14 protein-coding genes are annotated in these 17,800 nt (G+C 70.2%); 3 read left to right on the top strand and 11 right to left on the bottom strand.

The window, feature by feature from the left end:
* Positions 1–22: 22 nt before the first annotated feature.
* The 7 genes from KEC57_RS05420 to pgm form a co-directional block, all read right to left on the bottom strand.
* A complete protein-coding gene (locus KEC57_RS05420) occupies positions 23–1,321 on the bottom strand; it encodes an ABC transporter substrate-binding protein (RefSeq protein WP_229383496.1) in 1,299 nt (432 codons plus the stop codon).
* Positions 1,322–1,600: 279 nt separating this feature from the next.
* On the bottom strand, positions 1,601–2,611 hold the full coding sequence (locus KEC57_RS05415) for a glycoside hydrolase family protein (RefSeq protein WP_229383495.1): 1,011 nt from the start codon (positions 2,609–2,611) through the stop codon (positions 1,601–1,603).
* Entirely contained in the window at positions 2,608–3,702 is a 1,095-nt protein-coding gene (locus tag KEC57_RS05410) for a Gfo/Idh/MocA family protein (protein WP_229383494.1), read from the bottom strand. Before KEC57_RS05410 ends, KEC57_RS05415 begins: the two co-directional genes overlap by 4 nt.
* A 112-nt stretch (positions 3,703–3,814) precedes the next feature.
* The gene (locus KEC57_RS05405; protein WP_229383493.1) at positions 3,815–5,593 is read right to left on the bottom strand and encodes an ABC transporter ATP-binding protein; all 1,779 of its coding nucleotides are present in this window, start codon (positions 5,591–5,593) and stop codon (positions 3,815–3,817) included.
* 218 nt (positions 5,594–5,811) lie between these two features.
* On the bottom strand, positions 5,812–6,831 hold the full coding sequence (locus KEC57_RS05400; protein WP_229383492.1) for a LacI family DNA-binding transcriptional regulator: 1,020 nt from the start codon (positions 6,829–6,831) through the stop codon (positions 5,812–5,814).
* A 130-nt stretch (positions 6,832–6,961) separates the two neighbouring features.
* Positions 6,962–7,885, bottom strand: a complete 924-nt coding sequence (locus KEC57_RS05395; protein WP_229383491.1) for a DUF6807 domain-containing protein — start codon at positions 7,883–7,885, stop codon at positions 6,962–6,964.
* Positions 7,886–7,963: 78 nt separating this feature from the next.
* Positions 7,964–9,607, bottom strand: a complete 1,644-nt coding sequence (pgm, locus tag KEC57_RS05390) for a phosphoglucomutase (alpha-D-glucose-1,6-bisphosphate-dependent) (protein WP_229383490.1) — start codon at positions 9,605–9,607, stop codon at positions 7,964–7,966.
* Positions 9,608–9,824: 217 nt separating this feature from the next.
* On the opposite strand from pgm, the gene pheA reads away from it, so the two are divergent.
* Positions 9,825–10,805: a prephenate dehydratase gene (pheA, locus tag KEC57_RS05385; protein WP_229383489.1), complete on the top strand. Its 981-nt coding sequence runs from the start codon at positions 9,825–9,827 to the stop codon at positions 10,803–10,805.
* Positions 10,806–10,814: 9 nt separating this feature from the next.
* On the opposite strand, the gene KEC57_RS05380 is transcribed toward pheA, so the two are convergent.
* From KEC57_RS05380 to KEC57_RS05365, 4 genes are all read right to left on the bottom strand, one after another.
* Entirely contained in the window at positions 10,815–11,879 is a 1,065-nt protein-coding gene (locus KEC57_RS05380) for an LLM class flavin-dependent oxidoreductase (RefSeq protein WP_229383488.1), read from the bottom strand.
* 103 nt (positions 11,880–11,982) lie between these two features.
* Entirely contained in the window at positions 11,983–12,657 is a 675-nt protein-coding gene (locus tag KEC57_RS05375) for an NADPH-dependent F420 reductase (RefSeq protein WP_372456943.1), read from the bottom strand.
* A 60-nt stretch (positions 12,658–12,717) separates the two neighbouring features.
* Positions 12,718–14,091: a cryptochrome/photolyase family protein gene (locus KEC57_RS05370; protein WP_229383486.1), complete on the bottom strand. Its 1,374-nt coding sequence runs from the start codon at positions 14,089–14,091 to the stop codon at positions 12,718–12,720.
* Between the two features lie 138 nt (positions 14,092–14,229).
* The gene (locus tag KEC57_RS05365; RefSeq protein WP_229383485.1) at positions 14,230–15,408 is read right to left on the bottom strand and encodes a diacylglycerol/lipid kinase family protein; all 1,179 of its coding nucleotides are present in this window, start codon (positions 15,406–15,408) and stop codon (positions 14,230–14,232) included.
* 171 nt (positions 15,409–15,579) lie between these two features.
* Here KEC57_RS05365 and serS point away from each other — a divergent pair, with 171 nt between their 5' ends.
* Complete coding sequence (gene serS, locus KEC57_RS05360) at positions 15,580–16,854, top strand: serine--tRNA ligase (RefSeq protein ID WP_229383484.1); 1,275 nt, start codon at positions 15,580–15,582, stop codon at positions 16,852–16,854.
* On the top strand, positions 16,851–17,759 hold the full coding sequence (locus tag KEC57_RS05355; protein ID WP_229383483.1) for an HAD family hydrolase: 909 nt from the start codon (positions 16,851–16,853) through the stop codon (positions 17,757–17,759). Before serS ends, KEC57_RS05355 begins: the two co-directional genes overlap by 4 nt.
* Positions 17,760–17,800 lie beyond the last annotated feature (41 nt).

Below are 17,800 nucleotides of genomic sequence, written 5' to 3'. Positions count from 1 at the left end.
GATGCGCCCGGCCCCGGAGGGACTACTGGGCCAGGACGACGTCCATCTCGGCGAAGAACTGCGAGACGGCATCCTCGACCGTGACGGTGCCGAAGTTCAGCTCGGTGCCGAGCTGGCGGAACTTCTCCTCGAGGGTGCCGTAGCCGACGATCGGCACCGGCGGGGCGTCGCCCAGACGGTCGGCGATCGACGCCTCGTAGTCCTTGACCTGCTGGCTGAGCGGGTCGAGCTCGGCAGCGGCGAGAGCGGTCTCGGAGGCGGGCAGGCCGCGGTTGGTGCCGAAGATCTCACCGGACTCGGGCGAGTTCACCAGGAAGTTGACGAGCGTCGCCGCAGCCTCGGGGTGCTCGGTGTTGGCCGAGATCGAGTGCAGCATCGAGGGCTTCAGGTACAGGTCCTTCGCGCCTTCCTCGGTGACAGGGGGAGCGACGAGACCGAGCTCGGTGTACCCCTCGCCGAGGTTGCCGAGGTAGCCCGAGCCGAAGTTGTCCCAGGTCAGTTCGCTGGCGGTGTTCGCCGTGTCGAACGGACCGAGCGGGAAGACCTCCTCGACGCGCTGCTGCGGAACGCCGATGCCGTCGCGGATGGCCGCGCCCGACTCCCAGAACTCGGTGAGGCGCTCTTCGTCGAAGCCCGGCTCGCCGTCTTCGCTGAACAGGTCCGAGCCTTCCGCTCGCAGCTGCAGTTCGAAGTTCTGGATGCGGCCGGTGTAGTCGCTGCCGCCCCAGAACTCGCCGCCCGAGCCGTCGGTGATCTCACCCATCCAGTCGGTGTAGTCCTCCCAGCTGCCGCCCTCGAACTCGTCGACGCCGGCGGACTCGAGCAGGACGGGGTTCGTGAAGAGGCCCCATGCGTTGGTGGAGGTCGGAATGCCGGTGGTCACCCCGCCGACGACGCCGATGTCGAGGATGTTCTGCGGCAGCGGATCGGTCTCGATGATGTTGCCGAGGTAGGGGCCGAGGTCGAGCAGCAGGTTGTTCTCGGAGTACTGACGCAGGTACGAGTAGTCGAACTGCATCACGTCGGGCAGGTTGCCGCCCGCGGCTTCGGTCTGACGCTTCTCCCAGAACTCGGGGAAGGTGAGGAACGAGGAGTTCACCGTGATGTTCGGGTACTCCTCGTTGAACGCCGCGATCGCCTCGTTGTAGAGCTCGGCGCGCACGTCGTTGCCCCAGAACGCGAGGTCGAGTGTGACCTCTTCGTCGGGGTCGAAGGTGGGGTCGGCATCGGGGGCGTCGCCGCCGCCTGCACAGCCGGCCAGAACCAGGGCGGCGCCGGCCGCGATCGCGGCTCCGGCCAGAACCCGCTTCGTGCTGAACATCGTTGTCCTCTCCTGAACGTCTGCGTTCGGTTGTTTCCGCATGGGACGTTCGTCGTCTGTTGGTGCGGTGTGGGCGCGTGCCTCGCGGTGCTGGGGTGCGATGCTGGAAAGCGCTTGCCCGTTACGGTACCCGACGGAAAAACGTTTCGCAAGGCATCCCGTCCAGAAATTTGAACGATTCAGTAACGGGGCGGGATGCCGGGGTCCGAAGAGACTGTGCCCGGTCCCAGTCTTCGTCCTGTCCGTCCGTCGCCCAGCTCAGCGCTCAGCGCTCAGCGCTCAGCGCTCGGCGACGAGGATCCCGTCGACGACGCGCAGACGCGCGACGTGAACAGCGCTGCGGCGCTGGCTCGGATCCTCGACGTCTGCGAGTTCGCTGCCGTCCCACCAGGGGTGCGTGAAGTAGTACAACGAGGCCTCGTCATCGCCCGTGACGATGACCGCCCCGTGTCTTGCGACCTGCACGCCGTCGACGGGTGGCCCGCCCTCGCCCAGGATGACGGCATCCGCATCGCCCTGCCGCTCCCACGTCACCGCATCGGCCGATCGGTGCACGGCCATGCCGCGCCACTCGTCGGTGAGGAGGAACCACGCGCCGGCGAGGGTGAAGACGCAGGGGCCCTCGTGCGGGCGTCCGTCGAGGGCGACGCCGTCGAGGCTCCACGACTCGAGGTCGTCGGACACCGCCACGGCCGTGGTGGAGCCTGCCGCCTCGTCCTTGTACCAGAGGCGCCAGCGCCCGTCGGGGCATCGTGCGACCGCGGCGTCGATCACGCGGTCGCTCGCGAGGGGGATCGGCCCGCGCCGGGTCCAGTCGCGCAGGTCGTCCGACGCGTATTCGACGATGCGCCGCTCGTGGCCCTCCCACCGCGCCGGGATGCCGTCGATCTCGGTGAGGAACATGCGCCATCGCGTGCCGTCGTGAATCACGTCGGGCGCCCAGTGCGTCTCGTCCACCGCGAGCGGCGGAGCACCGTCGCGCAGGGCCAGGCCGGATGCCGCGGGCTCGAGCGTTCCCGCGTACGTCCACTGCAGCCCGTCGAGGCTGCGTGCGACGCCGATGCGGCTGCCGTGCACCCAGGCGACTCCGTCTCCCGGCGCGGGATGGGTCGCGCGGCGCTGGGTGTAGAACATCCACCAGTCGCCGACCGCATCGCGGACGACCGTCGGATCTGTCGCCCCGTCGTAGACGGGGTCGCGGTAGATCTCGCGCGGCGCGGGCCGGCTCGGATCGTGTCCCGGCGCTGCGGACCGTCGATCCCGGTCGCGTCCGGGCTCGAAAGCGGTCATCGCGCCGGGCGGAGGTCGATCACGGGGCTCGCGAAACCGCGGCGATGGGTCGGGTGGTTCGCGAGTTCGGCGGGGGTCACAACGGCGCCATCGGCGGCGGCCGACGCGTAGATCGCGGCGACGAGCTCGAATGCGCGCGCAGGGGAGTCCGCGGTCGGAGGCAGCGCAGTGCCGTCGAGCAGGGCGTCGAAGACGTCGCGCAGCAGGGGTGCGTGATCGCTGCGCTCCTCTTCGCCGCCGAGCGACCAGGTGGCCGCTTCGGTGTCATCGATGTGCGGAGCCTTCGTGATGCTCCAGTTCTCGTGCCCGTGACCGTATAGATGATCCACGGTCACCGTCGCCTTCTCGGTGTCGATGCGGATCGAGCTCGTCTCGCGTGGCGAGAGGGTGCTCGACACGATCTGTGCGACCACGCCGCCCTCGAACACGGCGGTCGCGGTCGAGACGTCTTCGGTGTCGGTGTCGCGGTCGAGCCGCCACAGCCGCCCCTCGACGCGCGTCCAGTCGCCGAGCAGGTAAGCCAGCAGATCGAGCTGATGGATGCCGTGGCCCAAGGTCGTTCCGCCGCCCTCGGTCTCCCACTTGCCGCGCCACGGCACGGCGAAATACGCGGCATCGCGGAACCACAGCGTCTGGCACTGTGCAACGAGCGGACGGCCGAGCGCGCCCGAGTCGAGAAGGCGCTTGACGTGCGCGGCCGCCGTTCCGGTGCGCTGCTGGAAGACGACCGCGAGCTGCTTGCCCGCGGCGGTGGCGGCATCCCTCATCTCATCCAGTTCGTCCAGCGACGGCGCCGGGGGCTTCTCGACGATCACGTGCGCGCCGGCCGCGAAGGCCGCCAGGGCTTGGGTCGGATGCGCCACCGGAGGTGTGCAGACGTGCACGACGTCGGGCTTCTCGGCGGCGAGGAGGGCCTCGAGGTCGTCGTAGACCGCCGGGCGGCCGTACTGAGAGGAGAATTCATCGGCCGAAACGCGTGAGAGATCGGTGACCGCGACGAGCTCGGCGCGCGGGTGTGCGGCGATGCCCCGTGCATGCGCGTGCGCGATCGCGCCGGTACCCACGATCGCGCAGCGAAGTGTGTCGGTCATGGCGGGCTCCTTCGGATGGATCCGTTCCACCCTAGGACGTCGAGACGGAAAGCGCTATCCCGATGCTCGAATCGAACGATGTCGTCGCAGCCGTGTCGGGAGCCCCTACGGATCAGCGGGGCAGGCCCGCCTGCGTCGCGTGCAGGTGCGCGTAGCGGCCGGACGCGGCGACGAGCGCGTCATGGCCGCCGATCTCGACGACCTCGCCGTGCTCGAGCACCACGATGCGATCCGCCTGGCGGATCGTCGACAGCCGGTGCGCGACGACCAGCGTCGTGCGGCCCTTCATCAGGCGGTTGAGCGCGTCCTTGACGAGCTCCTCCGACTCGGGGTCCAGGGCCGAGGTCGCCTCGTCGAGCAGCAGGATTCGCGGGTCTCGCACCAGCGCACGCGCGATCGCCAGGCGCTGGCGCTGGCCGCCCGAGAGGCGCGCGCCGCGCTCGCCCACGACGGTGTCCCATCCGTCCGGCAGGACATCGACGAACTCGGCGGCATTCGCATCCACGAGCGCGCCGCGCAGGCGTTCATCGGACGGATCGTCGAGGCCGTACGCGATGTTCTCGCGGATCGTCCCCTCGAACAGCACCGACTCCTGAGGCACGACCGACACCGAGCGGCGGACGGTTCGCAGATCGAGATCCTGCATGTCCTGTCCATCGAGCAGGATCCGACCCGATGTGGGGCGGACGAACCCCAGCACGAGGTTGAGCATCGTGGACTTGCCCGAGCCCGACGAACCGACGAAGGCGACGGTCTCGCCGGGACGGATGTCGAGCGAGACGTCGTGGACGGCGTCCCGCTCCGCACCGTCGTAGAGGTGCGAGACCTGGTCGAGCTCGAGGTGCCCGCCCACGTCGGCGATGTGGCGCTTGCCTTCGTTCTGCTCGAGGTCCGGCTCCTGCAGAACCTCGGCGATGGACCGCATCGACTCCATGCCGCGCGCGCCGACGGGGATCAGCATCAGCAGCTGAGTCAGACCCGAGGTGAGCAGCGCGAAGTAGGTCGACAGCAGCACGACCTCGCCGGGGGTGATCGGAAGGATGCCGGTGAGCGAGAAGACTGCCGCGAGCACGAGGCATCCGAGTCCGAGCAGCTGCATCGTGACCCACGAGATCGACGAGACGTGGCCGTTGAGCATGTCGAGGTGCAGGCCCGCACGGCGCACGCCGTCGGCGCCGACCGAGACTCGCGACACCGCGGTCTGCTCGAGGCCGTGCGCCCGCGTGACCGGGATGAGCGATGTCATCTCGCCCACGCGTGCGGCGAAGCCTTCGACCTCACGCCGGAAGACCTCGTTGCGTGCGCGAGAGCGGCGCCCGAGCGCCCAGCGGAGCCCCAGCGCGATGGGCACGGTGAGGGCGTAGACCGGCAGGAACTGGGGCACCGTGATCGCCGTCATCGCGATGGCGCCGACGAGCACCATGATCGACGACAGCAGCGGGTGCGTGACCTGCTGCAGCATGACCTCGACGTTCTCGACGTCGCGCACGACCTTGGTCTGCAGGATCGAGGAGCTGACGCGCGTGTGGTAGCCGATCGACAGGCTCTGCAGCCTCGCCGCGAGGGCGTTGCGCAGGTCTGCTCCGGTATCGCGCACCACGGTCATGAAGTTGCGGGTGTACACGATGTGGTTCGGGTAGTTCTGCAGCAGCAGCACCGCGGCGATCGCGAACCAGACGAGCACGGTCGAGACCTCTCCGCCGGTGGCGACCAGGTCGATGATCTCGGCGGTCACCACGGGGAGGAACCACAGCGGGATCTCCTTCAGGGCGAATGCGAGGATCGCGATCGTCATGCGGCCCGGGCGGCGCGCGAGGAGGCGGAGCACCGAGCGAGCGGGGCGGGGGCTCTGAGCGATCCGGATCGTTCCGGTAAACGCTTTCTGCGTCATGAGGACATGCTACCGACGGATGCCGCCTGCGCGGCCGGAAGGGGACTCATTCACGCCTCATATCTCGCGGGCGACTCGATCGTCGCACCTGCCATGCCCGAGGAGCGACCGCTCACGGGCTGGGGTTTCGTCCCTCGAAAACCATCGTAGAGGCGCGCGTTCGCCTCGCGCCGTCGAGGCGTCGCGACCGGGTCGTTCCACCGCGGCGATCGCGGAAGTCAGCCTCGACCGTGACCTGCGGTCGAGGCGCGCACGACGAGCTCGGGCTGGTAGACGATGCTGCCGAGTTCGCTCCCGGCGATGCCCGAGATGCGGGCCAGCAGAAGCTCGGCGGATGTACGGCCCATCTCGCGCGCGGGCTGGCGGATCGACGTCAGCGGCACGGCCGCGATCGCCGCGAACTCGATGTCGTCGTATCCCACGACGGCGACGTCCTCGGGCACGCGCACGCCGCGCGAGATCAGCCCGTGCACCAGTCCGATCGCGAGGTGATCGTTCGACGCGACGACGCCGTCGGGCCGGTCGGCCGCATCGCGTGCGGCGAGCTGCTCGCCGAACGCGCGCCCGAGGTCGGAGGTGGTGCGCTCGGTCCAGATGGGCTCGATCGCCGCGCCGGCGTGGGCGGCGACCGCCAGACGTGCGCCGTGCAGGCGCTCGCGAACCTGGCGCACCTCTGCGCGTGCCCCGACGAATGCAAGACGGCGGCGTCCGGTGGCCAGCAGGTGCTCGGTGGCGAGGCGCCCGCCGGCGACGTCGTCGAACGAGACCGAGGGGAGCTCGCCGGAGTCGTCGACCGAATCGACCAGGACGACGGGAATGCCGCGGCCGCGCAGACGCTGCAGCCATGGCTCGAGCGGGCCGAACGGGCTGACCAGCGCGCCCTCGACGTGCACGCGCTCGAAGAGCTCGATATGGTCGCGCTCTTTCGCCACATCGTCGCTGGAGTTGCCCACGAGCACGCGGAGTCCCGCCGCGGACGCGGCGTCCTCGGCTCCGGCGACCATGTCGGCGAAGAACGGATTGGCGATGTTGATGACGGTCATGCCGAGCAGGCCGCTGCGTCCGGCACGCAGCTGCTGAGCGGCTTGAAGGGGGACGTAGCCGAGCTGGTCGGCGGCCGAGCGCACTCGTTCGACGAGCTGATGGCTCACCAGGTGCGGGCGGTTGAGAGCGTTCGAGACGGTGCTGATCGACACGCGCGCGCGCTCGGCGACGTCGCGGATGCCGACTCGCTTCATGTCGCTCTCGCCTTCGTCTCGCGCCACGCCGCTCCGGTCGCGCCATCGCGCCGGCGCGTCCCCACTGCGCTTCCGACGCAGCGGCGCGGCGGATTTCACCATGGTATGCGCTTTCCGCCTCCTGAGGGCGTCAGAGTGCGAGGTCGGCCGCGATGGCGCGGGTCTCGTCGGGGCTCCAGATGCGGTCGCCGAACACGTGGCGGTGAGACAGCGAGACCTCGTCACCGGGGGCGAGCACGATGGGCTCGTCGAACGACGGCGACGGCGCCAGGATCGGGAACGGCTCGCTCCGCACGAACCACTTGATCGGCCGGTCCTGGGTCGCGGTACCGCGCGATACGCGCACCGTCCCCGCGAAAACCAGCACCGTGCCGCCGCCGTCGAACTCGTCGTGCTCGCCCGAGAAGGCCACCCACGCCGATTCGGCGCCCATGAGGCTCTCGACGCCGTGACCGGTCGCGGACTGGACGCGGCCGCCCGTCCAGGCCCGCGGCATCCGGATCACGAAGCCGGTGTACCCGGCATTGGGGCGGCCCTGCGTCGTCGGGCTGCCGAGTTCGAGGTCGTGGTCCGAGGTGTTGCGCAGGGTCGTCGAGAAGTCGAGTGCCCACACTCCGCGCACGAGGTCGAGGGAGTGGAACCGGTGCGCGCGACGCTCGGCGAGCCACTCGTCTCCGGCTCGGGTGATCCACGTGAGGTCCTCGATGAGCGAGACCTCTGCGCCGGCCTCGGTCACGCGGGTGAATCGGTTATGGCGCATGCGCCCGACGTTGTCGAGCGGCGTGTAGCCGATGTCGCGCCGGTAGGTCGGGCCACCCCAGAAGTTCTGACCCGACACATGCGTCCACGTCATCTGCAGGCCCTTGTGCCAGCGGTGATCCCACGGGCGGAAGGCGGTCAGCGGTGCGCCGTCGAGTGCGCGTAGCGGGTGCAGGTAGGGCTTCGGCCCCTCGGATGCCGCACCCTCCGGGGCGAACGCGTAGCGGGCGATGTCGATGCCCGCCGCGGTGACGGTCGCATCGTCCTCGTCGAGGCGCAGCGTGAAATCAGGCATGCCGCCATTCTCGCCCAGATATCAGGAAAACGCTTGCCCTCCGCCATCGGAGCAAGCACGCCCCACTGCCGAGCTGAATCAGGCTCCGGCGAGCGCCTGCGACACCACCTCGCGGGCCTCGGCCTGCACCTGCGCGAGGTGCTCGGGTCCGCGGAGCGACTCGGCGTAGAGCTTGTAGACGTCCTCGGTGCCCGAGGGGCGCGCGGCGAACCAGGCGTGTTCGGTCTGCACCTTGAGCCCGCCGATCGCGGCATCGTTGCCGGGAGCGTGCGAGAGCTTCGCGGTGATCGGCTCGCCCGCCAGCTCCGTCGCGGTCACGGCCTCGGGCGCCAGCTTTCCGAGCGCGGCCTTCTGGGCGGGCGATGCCGGCGCGTCCACACGCTGGTACGCGGATGCCCCGAACTCGGCCTCGAGTTCGGCGTAGCGCTGCGAGGGCGTCTTGCCGGTGACGGCGAGGATCTCGGCGGCGAGCAGGCACAGCAGGATGCCGTCCTTGTCGGTGGTCCACACCGAGCCGTCGGTGCGCAGGAACGATGCCCCGGCCGACTCCTCGCCGCCGAAGGCGACCGAGCCGTCGAGCAGGCCCGGCACGAACCACTTGAATCCGACCGGAACCTCCAGCAGCGTCCGGCCGAGCGATTCGGCGACGCGGTCGATGATCATCGACGACACCAGCGTCTTGCCGACCGCGGCGTCCGCGGGCCAGCCCGGGCGGTGCGAGAAGAGGTAGTCGATGGCCACTGCGAGGTAGTGGTTGGGGTTCATCAGGCCGGCGTCGGGTGTGACGATGCCGTGGCGGTCGGCATCCGCATCGTTTCCAGTGAGGATGTCGTACTCGTGGCGACGGGCGACGAGCGAGGCCATCGCGGACGGCGACGAGGGATCCATGCGGATCTTCTCGTCCCAGTCGAGCGTCATGAACCTCCAGGTCGGATCGACGTCGGGGTTCACCACCGTGAGGTCGAGCCCGTGCACCTCGGCGATCAGGGCCCAGTACTCGACGGATGCGCCGCCCAGCGGATCGGCGCCGATGCGCACTCCGGCGCGGCGGATGGCATCGACGTCGATGATGTTCGCGAGGTCGCGGACGTAGGCGTCGCGGAAGTCGTGCTCGCCGAGCGTGTCGGCGTCGAGGTCCTTGAACGGCGTGCGGCTGACCCCGTCGAGCCCCGCCGCGATGAGCTGATTCGCGCGGTCGGCGATCCAGCCGGTGGCGTCGGTGTCGGCAGGTCCCCCGTTCGGCGGGTTGTACTTGAAGCCGCCGTCGCGCGGGGGGTTGTGGCTGGGCGTCACGACGATGCCGTCCGCGCGGCCCGGGTCCGCGGCATCCCGTCCCTTGTTGTAGGCCAGGATCGCGTGGCTGAGCGCCGGCGTCGGCACCCAGGAGTCGCGCGAGTCGACACGCACCTCGACGCCGTTCGCGACGAGCACTTCGATCGCGCTGCGCTCGGCGGGCAGCGACAGGCCGTGCGTGTCGCGCCCGAGGAACAGGGGTCCCTCGATGCCCTGGGCGCGGCGGTAGTCGACGATCGCCTGCGTGGTGGCGAGGATGTGCACCTCGTTGAAGCTCGCCGACAGCGACGAGCCGCGATGACCGCTCGTGCCGAACGCGACGCGCTGCTCCGGCACGGCCGGATCAGGGGCGATGTCGTAGTAGGCGGAGATGAGTTCATCGATGTCGATGAGGTCGGATGCTTCGGCGGGCTGTCCTGCGCGGCTCATGCGCCTAGTCTGCCTGTCCCGGAGACACGGTGCACGGTTCGTGACGTCCGAGCCATGGCCTGGTGCCTTCCGAACCGGCGGCCGACCTGCGTCCGAACCTGTTCGCAACTCCGGACGAATGCCGGCGGCACACCCCTGTGCAACCGGAATCCCGGGGATCCGGCGCGGGAATTCCCGCAACCGTCCGGAGTTGCGAACGCGCAATAAGCTGGAGCCCGTGACTTCCGAGCCCGCCGCCGTCGAGGCCCCCGCCACCACCCGCCGCACCTACAGCTATCTGGGGCCGTCGGGGACGTTCACCGAGGCGGCGCTGACGCAGGTTCCCGAAGCTCGCGATCAGATCTGGCGGTCGGTGCGCAATGTCGGCGAGGCGCTGACAGATGTCGTCGAGGGGCGCTCGGATGCCGCGATGATCGCGATCGAGAACTCCGTCGACGGCGGGGTGTCCACCGCGCAGGACGCCCTCGCCACCATGCCGGGTCTCAGGATCGTGGGCGAGTACCTCGTTCCCGTGAACTTCGTGCTCGTCGCGCCGCGCGGCACCCGCCTCGAGGACGTGTCGCTGATCGCGGCGCACCCCGTCGCGTACGGCCAGTGCCTGCAGTGGCTGACGGCGACCCTCCCCGAGCACGCGCACCTGCCCGCGGCGAGCAACGTGGCCTCGGCGGTGGAGATCGTCGAGGGAGTGAGCGATGCGGATGCCGCGATCGCGCCCCCCGGGATCCTCGAGCACTACGATCTCGAGTTGCTGGCCGAGAACATCGGCGACAACCCCAATGCGGTGACGCGGTTCGTGCTGGTGAGCCGGACGGTCGTCCCGCCGGGACCCACCGGGGCCGACAAGACGTCGCTCATCGTCGAACTGCCCGACGACCACCCCGGTGCTCTGCTCGAGATGCTCGAGCAGTTCGCCACGCGCGGCATCAATCTGTCGCTGCTCGCCTCGCGCCCCATCGGCGACGAGCTGGGCCGGTACCGGTTCGTCGTCGACGCCGACGGCCACATCGAGGACGAGCGGATGGCCGACGCCCTCCTGGGCCTGCGCCGTTTCAGCCCGAAGGTCATCTACCTGGGCTCGTACCCGCGCGCGGACCGCGCCGTGGTGCGCTACCCCGAGCGCTACTCCGACGACGTGTTCGTCGAGGCGCGCGACTGGCTGCGCGCACTGATCTCGGGCGAACCGGTCGAGCAGGACTAGCGAACGCCGTCAGGCGGCCAGCGCGGCGGCCAGCAGCTCGAGCGTCTGGGCACGGCCGGGCGCGGCATCCATCGGCTCTTCCTCGTACGATCCCGCGATCGGCGAGATCATGACCTCGTCGACCCCGTACCGGGTGGCGAAGGCGCGCACCTCGGAGGCGACCACCCCGGCGGTTCCGACGAACCACTTGGCGCGGGCGGAGTCCATGAACGATGCGCCGAGGCCGTCGAAATCGGCGGCTCCCGCGATCGACTGCTCCACGGTCTCGAGCGCGACGAGGGGCCGGTTCGTGCGCAGCCGCGCCGTCATGCGCAGATTGGGGAGGGCACGGGCCTCGGCCTCGTCCTGGGTGGGGGCGGCCAGCACGTTCGCGGTGAGGAAGGTGCGGGGGGCGGCGAGCGTCTCGGACGCCACGAACGAGGTGCGGTAGAGATCGAGCGCGCGCTCCAGCCCCTCGCCCGAGAAGTGATTGGCGAACACGTACGGCAGGCCGAGCGATGCGGCGAGCTGCGCGGAGTAGTCGCTCGATCCGAGCAGCCACACCTCGGGCACCGTGGTCGCGGCGGGCGTGGCGTGCACCTCGTAGGTGCCGCCCGACGTGAAGCGCAGCGACGCCCCGTCGGCCGACACGAGCGACATGATGTCGCGAACGTGGTCGGGGAACCGCTCGACGTCGCTCGTGGTGCCGCTCTGGCGCAGCAGCTGCGTGATGACCGGGTCGGATCCCGGCGCGCGGCCGATGCCGAGGTCGATGCGCCCCGGTGCAAGGGCTTCCAGCGCCGCGAACTGCTCGGCCACCACGAGCGGTGAGTGGTTCGGCAGCATGACGCCGCCGGATCCGAGGCGGATGCGCGAGGTGCGGGCCGCTGCGGCCGCCGCCAGCACCGGAGGAGTCGTCGAGGCGACGGCAGGCATGTTGTGGTGTTCGGCGAACCAGTAGCGGCGGTAGCCGAGACCGTCCGCCAGTGCTGCCAGGCCGAGCGATGCCGCCACAGCCTGTGCGCTCGTCTGCCCCGCGCGCACCGGCACGAGGTCGAGGACGGAAAGGGCCGGGGTCGTCAGAGCGGTGTTCATCCTCACCGACAACCCGCGGCGGCATCCTTCCTATTCCGCGTCGTGTCTCACAATCGCAGCGAACCCGGCGGGCGACCTGCGGTTGTGAGACACGAGCGCCGGCTCAGGGGAGGCGGTTCGCCTTCGCGAGGTTCTCGCGCAGCTCGTCCGCGGTCTGTGCGACGACATACGCGGGGCGATCGCGCTCCAGACGCCACGACTCGCTGAGCGGACCCGCGCTCACGGTGTCGAAGCCGAGGGCGTCGTAGACGCCGGTCACGAATTCCACGCCCTCGGCGCTGTCGCCCGCCGTTCCGAGTGCGCGGCGCTGCGGGTCGCCCGCGGGCAGGCCGCCGGCGTTGATGTCGGACGCGTAGAGGTGGTTGAACGCCTTCACGACCTTCGAGGTCGGCAGGTGCTCCTGCAGGAGCCCGGATGTCGTCGCCTCACCCCGATCGAGGACATCGATGCGGCCGTCGCGCTCGAAGTAGTAGTTGTTCGTGTCGAGGACGATCTTGCCGGCGAGAGGCTCGACGGGCACGTCCTTCAGGGCCTTGAGGGGCACCGTCACGACCGCGATGTCTGCGGCGGTCGCCGCGTCGCTCGCCGTCGCGGCCGTCACCGAGGATCCGAGCTCGTCCACAAGGCTCGCGAGGCTCTCGGGACCGCGCGAGTTCGAGATCACGACGTCGTAGCCGAGTCCCGAGAAGGCGCGGGCGAGCGCGCTGCCGATGTGTCCTGCACCGATGATTCCGATAGTGGTCATGGTGGGCGCCAACCGCGCGGGGGACGGCTTCATTCCGAGACGATGGCCGGTCACGTCATCGAGCGAAACGAGCGGGCTGCGTCTCGTGCCGGCTCAGCCCGGAGCGTCTTTCGCGTTCCGGGCTGAGCGGGTGACGTGTGCGTACGCGTCGAGGGCGGCGCGGCGGGTCTCCGCAAGGTTGACGATCGGTTCGAGAGGCTCGTGCGACAGGTGCTCCGGCGCCCACTTGGCGACGTAGCGGCCGCCGGCGTCGAACTTCTTCGCCTGCAGATCGGGATTGAACACGCGGAAGTACGGCGCAGCGTCGGCACCGGATCCCGCCACCCATTGCCAGTTGAACGGATTGCTGGCAGCGTCCGCGTCGACGAGGGTGTCCCAGAACCACTCTTCGCCGTGCCGCCAGTCGATCAGCAGGTTCTTCACCAGGAACGACGCCGCGACCATCCGCACGCGATTGTGCATGAACCCGCTCGACCAGAGCTCGCGCATGCCGGCATCCACCAGCGCGACACCCGTGCGTCCCTCGTGCCAGGCGCGCAGGAGGTCTGGCCGCAGCGGTGGCCACGGGAACGCATCGAACTGCGGCCGGAGGTTCTTCGACGCGAGGTCGGGGAAGTGGAAGAGCGTGTGCCACGCGAACTCCCGCCAGCCGAGTTCCGCCAGGAACCGTCCGCCGCGGCCGGCGGCGATGGTCTCGTGCCAGACCGTGTGGGGGCTCAGCTCTCCCCAGCGTAGGCGCGGCGACAGCAGCGACGTGGCGCCCGCGGCAGGCTCGTCGCGGGCGCGGTCGTACTCCTCGATGTCGGAGGCGAGGAACTCCCGCAGCCGTCGACGCGCGGCGGGCTCTCCTGGTTCCCATCTCTCTCGCAGTCCTGCGGCCCAGTCGGGGCGGTGGGGGAGCAGGCCCCAATCCTGGAGTGCCTCGGATGCCGGCGGTCGCGGCTCGCCCGCGATCTCGTGCGGTTCGGAGAGCGGATGCCGCGGCGGCGGCAGTCGCAGGCACGCGTTCCAGAACGGGGTGTAGACCGAGAAGTGCGCACCGGTGCCGGTCTTCACCGTCCACGGTTCGAACAGCACCGATGCGGCGAACGACGCCACCTCGACCCCGTTGGCCCGCAGTGCGGTCTTGAGCGCCGTATCCACCGTGCGCTCCGGACCTCCGTAGCGCCGGTTCCAGAAGACCGCGCTCGCCGCGGCATCCCGCGCCGTCTCGCGCACCACGCGCTCGGCCGGGCCGCGGCGCAGCACCAGGCTCGCGCCGCGTTCGCGCAGGCCGGACGCGAGCGATTCGAGCGAGTGGTGCAGCCACCAGCGTGCGGCGCCGCCGAGGGGACGGATGCCGGCCGATTCCTCGTCCAGCACGTAGAGGCAGATCACCCGCTCACCGCGATCGATCGCCGCGCGCAGCGCGGGGTTGTCGGCCAGGCGCAGGTCATCGCGCAGCCACACGATGGACGGTCCGGACATGCACCCATCCTGCCGCTCCCGCGAGCGCCACCGGCGTCGCGAGTGCGGCAGTTTCCTGCGAGTGCGGCGTCGCACGACGGCGCACTCGCAGGAAACTGCCGCACTCGCATGTCCGCGGCCCAGAGACCCGTCCGCGGCTCAGAGACCCTTGGTGTCGTGGCCCTTCGGCAGGACCACGAGGAGCGCGCCCGGATCGACACGGATGTTCACCGTCACGGCCTCGCCGAACTCATCCCCGTCGAGCTGCACGGGATGCGCCTCGGTCGCAGCGAGCTCGATGCCCGCGCCCCGCGAGTAGCGCACCGCGTTGTCTTTCGTGCGCAGGGCGAGCACGCGGCGGCCCGCGCGGAAGCGCCGCAGGAAGCTGTTGTCCCACGCGACCCGCCGCCACACCAGGAGCCAACCGAGCGGGCCCTTGGGCTGGAAGATCACGATGTCGAGAGCGCCGTCGGCGACCGAAGCCTCGGGGATCAGATCGAGGCCGGCCGGGAGCGACCCGCAGTTCGCGAACAGCACGCTCTGCACACGCGCCGAGTGCAGCCGGTGCCCGGGCAGCTCGTACATCACGCGGAACGGCTTCGCACCCGGGAGCGCACGCGCGGCGCCGTCGACGTACGCCACCCAGCCGACCGTCTTCTTCAGCTGCGGGTTGGTGTTCGCGATCATCGCGGCATCCAGCCCGATCCCGCCCATCACGACGAACGCGTGCTCCTCGCTCGTGCCGTCGGCGCGGCCGAGCTTGGACCAGCCGACGTCCATCGGCAGAGTGTCGCCGTCGAAGACCGCGCGCACCATCGCCTCGGGCTCGGCGAGCGGAAGACGCAGGTTGCGGGCGAGCAGGTTGCCGGTTCCGCTGGGAACGATCGCGAGAGGGACGCCCGACCCGCACATCGCCTCCGACACCGCGCGCACGGTGCCGTCACCACCCGCGACGAGCACGGCATCCGCGTCGGCCGCTAGCGCCTCGCGGGTGATCTCGTCGCCCAGGTCGTCGACGGTCGTCTCATAGAACAGCGGTTCGGTCCAGCCCGCCGCGGCCGACAGGCGCGTGACCGTCGCGCGGAGGGAAGCTGCGTCGACCTTGGTCGGGTTGTAGACGAGGGCGGCCTGGCGACCGGGGCGCTCGCCGCCCTCGATCGGCCGAGTGGCCCCCGCGAAGTCGGTGCGGCGGGCTTCGCCGCCCTCGCCTTCCGTGGTGTCGGGGGCGACATCGCCCGGCTCGCGGATGACGTCGTCGGGAGCCGCCGCCGACGCCGCATCCGGCGCATCGTCGCGCGCCGGGCCGGGATCCTGCTCATCGTCGGGGGCGCTCGCCATGGGTACAGGGTATGGCCAGGACCTCGTATGTCGCGGACCACCCCTCCGCCGGCCGGCGCGGTGCGGCGCGGGACTGCCGCTCGCCCGTCGTTCAGCATCGCGTCGCCCGGCGTTGACAGACGCCGGGATGACCCGCCTCGCGCCTGACCGCCCCGAGCCTAGACTGTTCGGATGATCGATCCCGTGCTGCTTCGCGACAATCCCGAGCTGGTCAAGCGCTCGCAGGAGGCGCGCGGAGAATCGCCCGATGCCGTCGACGCAGCCCTCGACGCCGATCGTCGACGTCGAGCGGCGATCACCGCGTTCGAAGAGCTCCGCGCGGCGCAGAACGCCCACGGCAAGCTGGTCGCGCAGGCCCCCAAAGACGAGAAGGCCGCGCTCGTCGCCGCGGCGAAGCAGCTCAGCGAGCAGGTCAAGCAGGCCCAGCATGCGGTCGCCGCGGCCGAAGAGGCATCGGATGCCGCCTTCGCGCGGATCGAGAACGTCGTGATCGACGGGGTGCCGGCCGGCGGCGAAGACGACTTCGTGACCCTTCGCACCCACGGTGAGCGTCCCGCCTTCGCGTTCGAGCCACGCGATCACCTCGAACTCGGCGAGATGCTCGGCGCGATCGACATGGAGCGCGGCACGAAGGTGTCGGGCAGTCGCTTCTACTTCCTCACGGGTATCGGCGCGCGCCTCGAGATCGCGCTCATGAACCTCGCGCTCGACCGTGCGCTGCAGGCCGGATTCACGCCGTTGATCCCGCCGACGCTCGTGCGGCCCGAGGTCATGCGCGGCACCGGCTTCCTGGGTCAGCACGCCGCCGAGGTCTACCACCTCGAAGACGACGACCTGTACCTCGTCGGCACGAGCGAGGTACCCCTCGCCGGCTACCACATGGACGAGATCCTCGACTTCGGCAAGGGTGCCAAGCGCTACGCCGGATGGTCGACGTGCTACCGCCGTGAGGCCGGCTCGTACGGCAAGGACACCCGCGGCATCATCCGGGTGCACCAGTTCAACAAGCTCGAGATGTTCGTCTGCACGACGCCCGACGACGCCGAGGCCGAGCACCTGCGCCTGGTCGCGCTGCAGGAGTCGATGCTGCAGGATCTGGGCCTCAGCTATCGGGTGATCGATGTCGCCGCGGGCGACCTCGGATCGAGCGCCGCGCGCAAGTACGACATCGAGGCGTGGGTGCCGACGCAGAATGCGTATCGCGAGCTCACCTCGACCTCGAACTGCACCACCTACCAGGCGCGGCGGCTCGACATCCGCCATCGCCTCCCCGCCGACCGCGGCGGCAAGACCGAGGTCGTCGCCACGCTCAACGGCACGCTCGCGACCACGCGCTGGATCGTCGCCATCCTCGAGACGCATCAGCGAGAGGACGGATCGGTCACCGTGCCCGAGGTGCTCAGGCCGTTCCTCGGGGGCCTCGAGGTGCTGGAGCCGATCGCGTGACCGAAGCGCACCTGCCTGCGACCGGGTCCATCAAGGTCGTAAAACAGAAGAACGCCGCCAGGCTCGTCGAGCAGGTCGCGCGCGACACCGAGCAGGCGCCCTCGGTCATCGAACGCATCCTGATCGTGCTCGACATCGACGGCACCGTGCTGCTCGAAGACGAGTCGCTCAGCCCTGGGGTCGTCGACGCCGTCGAGCACGCGCACCGCGCGGGGCACGAGGTCATGATCGCGACCGGCCGCAGCTGGGAGGGCACCCACGGCATCCTCCGCGCCCTCGGCATCGCACCCGAGTACGTGGTCTGCTCGAACGGCGCCGTCGTGCTCAAGCGCATCGACGCCGGTGAGCTGGACTACGAGCGCTGGCACGTCGAGACGTTCGACCCGCGCGAGGTGCTGACGCAGCTGCGCGAGCATCTGCCCGACGCCCGCTACCTCGTGGAGCTTCCGGACGGTCTGCGCCTGTACACCGGGTACCTCGACGACTGGAACCTCATCAACGCCCGGCGAGTGCCGTTCGACGAACTGGGCGCGCAGCCGGTGTGCCGCATCGTCGTGGTCGCACCCGAGCAGCAGGAGCGGGATTTCGTCGACCTCGTGGCGCGCATCGGACTGAGCCAGGTGTCGTACGCCGTGGGCTGGACGGCCTGGCTCGACATCGCCCCGCAGGGCGTCGACAAGAGCACCGGCCTCGAGCTGGTGCGCAGTGAGCTCGGCGCCGACCCTGCGCACGTGCTCGTGATCGGCGACGGTCGCAACGACCTCGGCATGTTCCGCTGGGCTCTCGACAACGGCGGCCGCGCGGTCGCGATGGAGCAGGGACCGCAGGAAGTGCGCGACGCCGCGGGCGAGACCACCACCTCGGTGCAGGCCGGCGGCGTGGCGGCGGTGCTCCGCCGGCTCTGACGCCTCTGGTCGCGGGCTCCCGTCGGAGGGCGCGTTCAGGG

The sequence above is a fragment of the Microbacterium allomyrinae genome (genome assembly GCF_020682705.1).
Taxonomy (GTDB): domain Bacteria; phylum Actinomycetota; class Actinomycetes; order Actinomycetales; family Microbacteriaceae; genus Microbacterium; species Microbacterium allomyrinae.
Note: the sequence above shows the minus strand (reverse complement) of the source record. Positions and strands in the feature narration are given on the sequence as shown.

What these genes read in the sequence shown, in the direction of transcription:
- KEC57_RS05420 (WP_229383496.1), bottom strand. Translation starts at nt 1,321, where the DNA reads ATGTTCAGCACGAAGCGGGTTCTGGCCGGAGCCGCGATCGCGGCCGGC.
- KEC57_RS05415 (WP_229383495.1), bottom strand. Translation starts at nt 2,611, where the DNA reads ATGACCGCTTTCGAGCCCGGACGCGACCGGGATCGACGGTCCGCAGCG.
- KEC57_RS05410 (WP_229383494.1), bottom strand. Translation starts at nt 3,702, where the DNA reads ATGACCGACACACTTCGCTGCGCGATCGTGGGTACCGGCGCGATCGCG.
- KEC57_RS05405 (WP_229383493.1), bottom strand. Translation starts at nt 5,593, where the DNA reads ATGACGCAGAAAGCGTTTACCGGAACGATCCGGATCGCTCAGAGCCCC.
- KEC57_RS05400 (WP_229383492.1), bottom strand. Translation starts at nt 6,831, where the DNA reads ATGAAGCGAGTCGGCATCCGCGACGTCGCCGAGCGCGCGCGCGTGTCG.
- KEC57_RS05395 (WP_229383491.1), bottom strand. Translation starts at nt 7,885, where the DNA reads ATGCCTGATTTCACGCTGCGCCTCGACGAGGACGATGCGACCGTCACC.
- pgm (WP_229383490.1), bottom strand. Translation starts at nt 9,607, where the DNA reads ATGAGCCGCGCAGGACAGCCCGCCGAAGCATCCGACCTCATCGACATC.
- KEC57_RS05380 (WP_229383488.1), bottom strand. Translation starts at nt 11,879, where the DNA reads ATGAACACCGCTCTGACGACCCCGGCCCTTTCCGTCCTCGACCTCGTG.
- KEC57_RS05375 (WP_372456943.1), bottom strand. Translation starts at nt 12,657, where the DNA reads ATGAAGCCGTCCCCCGCGCGGTTGGCGCCCACCATGACCACTATCGGA.
- KEC57_RS05370 (WP_229383486.1), bottom strand. Translation starts at nt 14,091, where the DNA reads ATGTCCGGACCGTCCATCGTGTGGCTGCGCGATGACCTGCGCCTGGCC.
- KEC57_RS05365 (WP_229383485.1), bottom strand. Translation starts at nt 15,408, where the DNA reads ATGGCGAGCGCCCCCGACGATGAGCAGGATCCCGGCCCGGCGCGCGAC.
- serS (WP_229383484.1), top strand. Translation starts at nt 15,580, where the DNA reads ATGATCGATCCCGTGCTGCTTCGCGACAATCCCGAGCTGGTCAAGCGC.